Genomic DNA, 6,765 nt, shown 5'->3' with positions numbered 1-6,765 from the left:
ACCGGCTGAAGAACTTCCGGGCCGTGGCCACGCGATACGACAAGCGCGCCTACATCTTCCTCGGCACCGTCACCTTGGCCGCCCTCGTCATCTGGCTCCGAACCTGATCCGAGAAACAGCTCCTAGGGCAGGGAGGGCAGCTGGCCGATCGTCTCGTAGGTGTCGAGCTGGGCGATCCGCCTGCTGTGGCGCTCGCTGCCGGAGAACGACGTGGTCAGGAAGACCTCCACGAACCTGGTCGCCTCGTCGAGGGCGTGCATGCGCGCGCCGACGCTGACGACGTTGGCGTTGTTGTGCTCGCGGGCCAGGGCGGCCGTCTCCTCGCTCCAGGCCAGTGCCGCGCGGATGCCGCGCACCTTGTTGGCGGCGATCTGCTCGCCGTTGCCCGAGCCTCCGATGACCACCCCCAGACTGCCGGGGTCGCCCGAGACGCCTTCGGCCGCGCGCAGGACGAACGCGGGATAGTCGTCCTCCGCGTCGTAGACGAAGGGACCGCAGTCGATCACGTCGTGACCGTGGTCCTTGAGCCAGGACACGAGGTGGTTCTTCAGCTCATAGCCGGCATGGTCGGCACCGATGTAGACACGCACATGACCAGTCTTCCACAGCCCTCGCCGATCAGGCCCTCTTGTAGAGTAAGGACCTGTTCCGCTGTCCAGTCCTTACGAAAGCAGAAATCGTATGCGCGAGATCCGCATCATCGGCGATCCGGTGCTGCGCACGACCGCCGATCCCGTCACCGACTTCGACCGCGACCTGCGCCGGCTGATCGACGAGATGTTCCAGGCGATGTACGCGGTCAACGGCGTCGGCCTGGCGGGCCCCCAGATCGGCGTGTCACGGAGGTTGTTCGTCTACGACATCAGCGGGCGCAAGGGTCACGTGGTCAATCCGCGGCTGACCGTCGACGACCCGGAGGAGGCGCTCGACGAGGAGGGCTGCCTGTCGGTGCCCGACCGCCGCACGGGCCAGCCGATCTACGCCCCTGTCGCGCGGGCCGCGGGCGTCACCGTCGAGGGCGTCGACCGGCTGCAGCGGCCCGTGCGCGTCAAGGCGCGCGGATCGCTGGCGCGCTGCTTCCAGCACGAGACCGAGCATCTGGACGGCAAGCTGTACGTCGACCGCCTCCCCAGAAACGAAGCCCGCGAGATCATGCTCAGGGCGTAGGTTGGCCGCATGAGCGTACTTTCAGGAAAAGGCGCACTGGTCACCGGCGGCTCCAGAGGCATCGGCCGGGCCGTCGTGGAGCGGTTGACGGGCGACGGGGCGCAGGTCGTCTTCTGCTACGAGCGCTCCGAAGAGGCGGCGCTGCAGGTGGCCAAGGAGACGGGGGCACACGCCGTACGCGCCGATCTGGGCGACGAGGACGATCTCGAGCGGTTGTTCGCCGAGGCGGAGGCGCGGCTGCCCGGGCTTGACATCCTCGTCAACAACGCCGCGCTGAGCCTGAGCAAGCCGCTGGCCGACATCACCGGCGACGACTACGAGCGGGTCTTCGCGGTGAACACCCGGGCGGTGTTCCTGGCCACGCAGTGGGCGGGCCGCGTCATGCGCGACGGCGGGCGGATCATCACCATCTCGACGCTCAACACCCAGGTGCCCGCGCCCGGTCTGATGCTCTATTGCGGCAGCAAGGGGGCGGTCGAGCAGTTCGCCAAGGTGGCGTCGCGCGAGCTGGGCGGGCGGGGCATCACCGTGAACGTCGTCTCGTCCGGCGCGACCGACACCGACATGCTGCACGGCGCCAACCCGCCGGAGGCGCTGGAGCAGACGGAGGCGTTGACCGCGCTGCGGCGTCTCGGCAGGCCAGACGACCTCGCCGCCGTGGTCGCCTTCCTGGCGGGGCCGGACGGGCGCTGGGTCACCGGCCACAACGTGCACGCCACCGGCGGGCTGCTCGTCTGACCCGCCGGCGCGGCACCTCAGGCGGCTACAGCTGCAGCGCCTTGATCTCCAGGAACTCCTCGAGCCCGTACTCGCCGAGTTCCCGGCCCACGCCCGACTGCTTGTAGCCGCCGAACGGGGCCATCGGGTTGAACCGGCCGCCGTTGACGGCCACCTGGCCCGTGCGGAGCCTGCGGGCGACCGACACGGCGTGTTCCTCGGTGCCCGCCCAGACGGCTCCGGCCAGGCCGTACTTCGTGCCGTTGGCGATCTCGACGGCCATGTCCTCGGTCGTGTACGGGATCAGCGTCAACACGGGGCCGAAGATCTCTTCCTGCTCGATCGTCATGCCCGGCTCCACACCCGCGAACACGGTCGGCTCGACGTAGTGGCCCCGTTCGTGAGGCTGCTCGGTGCCGCCTGCGACCAGTCTGGCGCCTTCCTCCTGGCCCCTGTTGATGTAGCGGACGACGCGCTCGCGCTGGGTCGCCGACACCAGCGGGCCGATTCTGGTCGACTCGTCGAAGGGGTCGCCGACGGTGTAGCCGCGCGCCGTCTCGACGGCCAGCCGCACGGCCTCGTCGTACTGGTCGCGGTGGACGATCATGCGGGTCAACGCCGAGCAGGTCTGGCCGGCGTTGACGAAGCAGTTGGCCACGCCCACCTTGACAGCCAGGGGCAGGTCGGCATCGGGAAGGATGATATTTGCTGACTTGCCGCCCAGCTCGAGCGCAACGCGCTTGACCGACTCGGCCGCGAGCGAGGCCACCCGCCGGCCCGCGCCGGTCGAGCCGGTGAACGACACCATGTCGACGTCAGGGTGGGCGGCCATGGCCTCCCCGACCACCGGTCCACGCCCGCTCACCAGGTTGAACACGCCCGCGGGCAGACCGACCTCGTCGAAGATCTCCGCCAGCGCGTACGCCGCGAGCGGCGCCACCTCGCTCGGCTTCAGCACCACGGTGCAACCGGCGGCCAGCGCGGGACCCGCCTTGCAGATGATCTGGTGCAGCGGATAGTTCCACGGCGTGATCGCCGCCACCACCCCGACCGGCTCCTTGAGCACCAGCGAGTTGCCGGCCCGCGACTCGCGCGGATGGCTCTCCGCCAGGCGCGCGTAGGAGGACAGCACGGTCGCGGGCATGAGCGTCTGCACCTTGAGCGCGAAGCCGAGCGGCGCGCCCATGTCGGTGGCGATCGTCTTGGCGATCTCATCAGATCGCTGTCTCAGCAGGTCAGCGGCGTCGCCGAGCAGCTTCCCGCGCTCGGCGGCGGGGGTCTCCGCCCATCGGGGGAAGGCTCTTCTGGCCGCCTGCACGGCCGCATCCACGTCGCCGGGCGTGCCCGCGGGGACGCGGTCGATGATCTCTTCCGTGGCCGGGTTCGCAACCTCGATGGACTCGTCCGAAGTCGAGGCGGTCCAGGAGCCGCCGATATAGAGCTGACGCATGGCACCATCTTGACAGCGCTTGACACGGTAATGAAAGGGCTCATCCCTGGTCGGGATGAGCCTTCTCCACCACCGCCGGCTTTATTCCACCGCCAGCGTAAGACGACGCAAAGGGCATAGACGGAAACGTCAGTCGAATTGCGGGCGTTTGGTGCGCGTGCGCTTCAGCTCGAAGAAGTCCTCGTACGCGGTGACCGCCAGCACGCCGTCCCACAGCTTGCCCGCGTCCTCACCTCGGAGGATGCGGGTGATCACGGGCCCGAAGAAGGCGTTGGCGCCGAGGCGGATGATGGGCGTGCCGACCTCCTGGCCGACGAGCGTGATGCCCTCGTCGTGGGAGGCGCGGATGGTCGGGTCCCACTCTTCGGAGTGCATGGCCTCGACGAGGCTCGTGTCGAGGCCGGCCCGCTCGAGCGCGGCCTCGACGGTCTCGCGCAGCCGCTCGGGCTCCTTGCTCCTGCCCTCGTTGTGCAGCAGCGTGCCGAGAGCGGTGTAGAGCTCGCCGACGGCCTGCTCGCCGTGCTTGGCGGCGGCGGCCGCCACCACCCTGACCGACCCCATGGCCCGGGCGGCGCGCTCGCGGTAGTCGTCGGAGACGTCTTTGTCCTCGTTGAGGATGTGAAGCGACATCATGCGCCAGCGCGGCTCGATGGGGCGAACCTTCGCCACCTCGATCAGCCACCGTGACGTCACCCACGCGAAGGGGCAGGATGGGTCGAACCACAGGTCCACGGGAATCTTTTCAGTCACGTGGGGCCATAACCTGAGGTGGTTCGGGTCCTATTCCCGCCGTGGCAGGATACCGACAAACTTCTACGAAGCGGTGAAAAGGAGCGCAACTTGGCAGGCAACCTGACCCGAGACGAGGCCCGTGAGCGCGCCCGGCTGCTGAAGGTCGAGTCTTACGAGGTCGCACTCGACCTGACGGAGGGGGACGAGCGCTTCGAGAGCGTCACGACGGTCCGCTTCGCCAGCACCAGCCCGGGCGCGTCCACCTTCATCGACCTGCACGGCGCCCGCGTGCGCAAGGTCGTGCTCAACGGCGAGGAGCTCGACGTGGCGAGCTACGACGCCGCCGCCGGGCGCTTCCCGCTGCCCTCGCTCGCCGAGGCCAACGAGCTGCGCGTGGACGCCGACTGCTCCTACATGCGCACCGGCGAGGGGCTCCACCGCTTCGTCGACCCGGTCGACAAGAACGTCTACCTGCACAGCCAGTTCGAGACGGCCGACGCGCACCGCATGTACGCCTGCTTCGACCAGCCCGACCTCAAGGCGACCTTCCAGCTCACCGTGCTGGCCCCGGCCGGCTGGGAGGTCATCTCCAACGCCACCGCCACCGGCGTGGAGGAGCTGCCCGAGCAGGCGGGCAAGCACGGCGCCGTGCCCGCCGCCAGGCGCTGGCAGTTCGCGCCCACCCCGGTCATCTCCACCTACATCACCGCGCTGGTGGCCGGCCCGTACCACAAGGTGACCTCCGAGCACGATGGCATCCCGCTGGGCGTCTACTGCCGGGCCTCGCTGTCCGGCCACCTCGACGCGGACAACATCTTCGAGGTCACCAAGCAGGGCTTCGACTTCTTCCACCGGGTGTTCGGGGTGCGCTACCCCTTCGGGAAGTACGACCAGCTCTTCGTGCCCGAGTTCAACGCCGGCGCCATGGAGAACGCCGCCTGCGTGACGCTCCTGGAGGACTACGTCTTCCGCTCCCGCGTCACCGACGCGGTCGTCGAGCGGCGCGCCGAGACGATCCTGCACGAGATGGCGCACATGTGGTTCGGCGACCTCGTCACCATGCGCTGGTGGGACGACCTGTGGCTGAACGAGTCGTTCGCCACCTACATGTCCGTGCTCGCCCAGGCCGAGGCCACGCGGTGGGGCAAGGGCGCGTGGACGACCTTCGCCAACGTGGAGAAGGCCTGGGCCTACCGCCAGGACCAGCTCCCCTCGACCCACCCGATCGCCGCGGACATCCCCGACATGCAGGCGGTCGAGGTCAACTTCGACGGCATCACCTACGCCAAGGGCGCCTCGGTGCTCAAGCAGCTCGTCGCCTACGTGGGCCTGGACAACTTCCTCGCCGGCGTGCGCGACTACTTCGCCGAGCACGCCTGGGGCAACACCGAGCTGAAGGACCTGCTCACCGCGCTGGAGCGCACGTCGGGCCGTGACCTGTCGTCCTGGTCGAAGGAGTGGCTGGAGACCTCGTGGGTCAACACGCTGCGGCCCTCGTTCGAGGTGTCAGGAGGCCGGTTCACCCGGTTCGAGGTGCTGCAGGAGGCGCCGGCCGACCACCCGACGCTGCGCTCCCACCGGGTCGCCATCGGCCTGTACTCCATGGCCGGCGGGGAGCTGACCCGTACGAAGCGGGTGGAGCTCGACGTGGTGGGCGCCCGTACGAACGTGGCCCAGCTCGTCGGCGAGGAGCAGCCCGACCTCGTGCTGATCAACGACGACGACCTGACCTACGCCAAGATCCGCCTCGACGAGCGCTCCTTGAAGACGCTGGTCGACGGCGGCATCGCCGCGTTCACCGAGTCGCTGCCGAGGGCCCTGTGCTGGTCCGCGGCCTGGGACATGACCCGCGACGGCGAGATGTCCACGCGCGACTACGTCAGGCTGGTCGTCTCGGGCGTGGAAACGGTCTCCGACATCACCGTCCTCCAGGCGGTGCTGCGGCAGGCGCGCATGGCCGTGCAGCAGTACGCCGACCCGGCGTGGCGGCAGGAGGGCCTTGAGCTGCTGGCCGGCAAGCTGCGCGCGCTGCTCGCCTCCGCCGAGCCGGGCTCCGACCACCAGCTCGCCTTCCTCCAGGCGTTCGCACCCGTGGCCGGCTCCGACGAGGACCTCGACCTGCTGCAGAGCATCCTCGACGGCTCGGCCGTCCCCGATGGCCTGACCGTCGACGCCGACCTGCGCTGGTCGCTCGTGCACGCGCTCGTCTCCTGCGGCCGCCTGACCGAGCCGGACATCGACGCCGAGCTGGAGCTCGACCCTACGGCGACGGGTGAGCGCTCGGCCGCGCACTGCCGGGCCGCGATCCCGACCGCCGAGGCCAAGGCCGCCGCGTGGGACCGGATCGTGGGCGGCGAGCTGGCCAACCACATCGCCCGTACGACCATCGGCGGCTTCCAGGACCCCCGCCACCCCGAGCTGCTCGACCCCTACCGCGAGAAATACTTCGCCGAGGTGGGACGGATCTACAAGGAGTGGACGTTCGACCAGGCGTCCACGTTCGCCGTGGGATGCTTCCCCGCGCTGCTCATCGAGCCGGCGACCGTCGAGGCGGCGGAGCGCTACCTCGCCGACGAGGAGCCGCCGCAGGCGTTGCGCCGGCTGATCCTCGAGGGCGCCGACGGCGTGAGCAGGGCCCTGCGCAACCGGAAGACGGACGCCGCCACCTGACGCGCCCGCCGCAGGCCCCCGCCGTCCCG

At 69.6% G+C, this 6,765-nt stretch carries 6 protein-coding genes and 1 pseudogene; 4 read left to right on the top strand and 3 right to left on the bottom strand.

Annotation, left to right across the window (positions count from 1 at the left end; translation table 11 throughout):
• Window positions 1-107, top strand: a pseudogene (locus tag ACTWPV_RS42720) (IS5/IS1182 family transposase); the annotation flags it as partial.
• 15 nt (window positions 108-122) lie between these two features.
• Here ACTWPV_RS42720 and ACTWPV_RS42715 read toward each other — a convergent pair.
• Window positions 123-590, bottom strand: coding sequence for a ribose-5-phosphate isomerase (locus ACTWPV_RS42715; protein ID WP_443156153.1), 468 nt, complete (start codon window positions 588-590; stop codon window positions 123-125).
• Between the two features lie 91 nt (window positions 591-681).
• On the opposite strand from ACTWPV_RS42715, the gene def reads away from it, so the two are divergent.
• Window positions 682-1,167 carry a peptide deformylase gene (gene def / locus ACTWPV_RS42710; protein WP_347649007.1) on the top strand — a complete coding sequence of 162 codons (486 nt, stop codon included), beginning with the start codon at window positions 682-684 and terminating at the stop codon, window positions 1,165-1,167.
• Window positions 1,168-1,176: 9 nt separating this feature from the next.
• Complete coding sequence (locus ACTWPV_RS42705; RefSeq protein ID WP_347649008.1) at window positions 1,177-1,905, top strand: SDR family oxidoreductase; 729 nt, start codon at window positions 1,177-1,179, stop codon at window positions 1,903-1,905.
• Window positions 1,906-1,930: 25 nt separating this feature from the next.
• Here ACTWPV_RS42705 and ACTWPV_RS42700 read toward each other — a convergent pair whose 3' ends face one another.
• Together ACTWPV_RS42700 and ACTWPV_RS42695 are read right to left on the bottom strand one after the other, a co-directional pair.
• Complete coding sequence (locus tag ACTWPV_RS42700) at window positions 1,931-3,334, bottom strand: aldehyde dehydrogenase family protein (protein WP_443156152.1); 1,404 nt, start codon at window positions 3,332-3,334, stop codon at window positions 1,931-1,933.
• A gap of 129 nt (window positions 3,335-3,463) precedes the next feature.
• Window positions 3,464-4,084 carry a mycothiol-dependent nitroreductase Rv2466c family protein gene (locus ACTWPV_RS42695; RefSeq protein WP_443156151.1) on the bottom strand — a complete coding sequence of 207 codons (621 nt, stop codon included), beginning with the start codon at window positions 4,082-4,084 and terminating at the stop codon, window positions 3,464-3,466.
• 90 nt (window positions 4,085-4,174) lie between these two features.
• Between ACTWPV_RS42695 and pepN the strand changes: the two genes are divergently transcribed.
• Complete coding sequence (pepN, locus tag ACTWPV_RS42690; RefSeq protein ID WP_443156150.1) at window positions 4,175-6,736, top strand: aminopeptidase N; 2,562 nt, start codon at window positions 4,175-4,177, stop codon at window positions 6,734-6,736.
• Window positions 6,737-6,765 lie beyond the last annotated feature (29 nt).

Origin of the sequence: Nonomuraea sp. KM88 (assembly GCF_052245635.1) — a bacterium.
Lineage (GTDB): Bacteria > Actinomycetota > Actinomycetes > Streptosporangiales > Streptosporangiaceae > Nonomuraea.
Note: the sequence above shows the minus strand (reverse complement) of the source record. Positions and strands in the feature narration are given on the sequence as shown.

Bases quoted from the DNA above. Each gene is read 5' to 3' on its own strand.
- def (WP_347649007.1), top strand. From the start codon at position 682: ATGCGCGAGATCCGCATCATCGGCGATCCGGTGCTGCGCACGACCGCC.
- ACTWPV_RS42705 (WP_347649008.1), top strand. From the start codon at position 1,177: ATGAGCGTACTTTCAGGAAAAGGCGCACTGGTCACCGGCGGCTCCAGA.
- ACTWPV_RS42700 (WP_443156152.1), bottom strand. From the start codon at position 3,334: ATGCGTCAGCTCTATATCGGCGGCTCCTGGACCGCCTCGACTTCGGAC.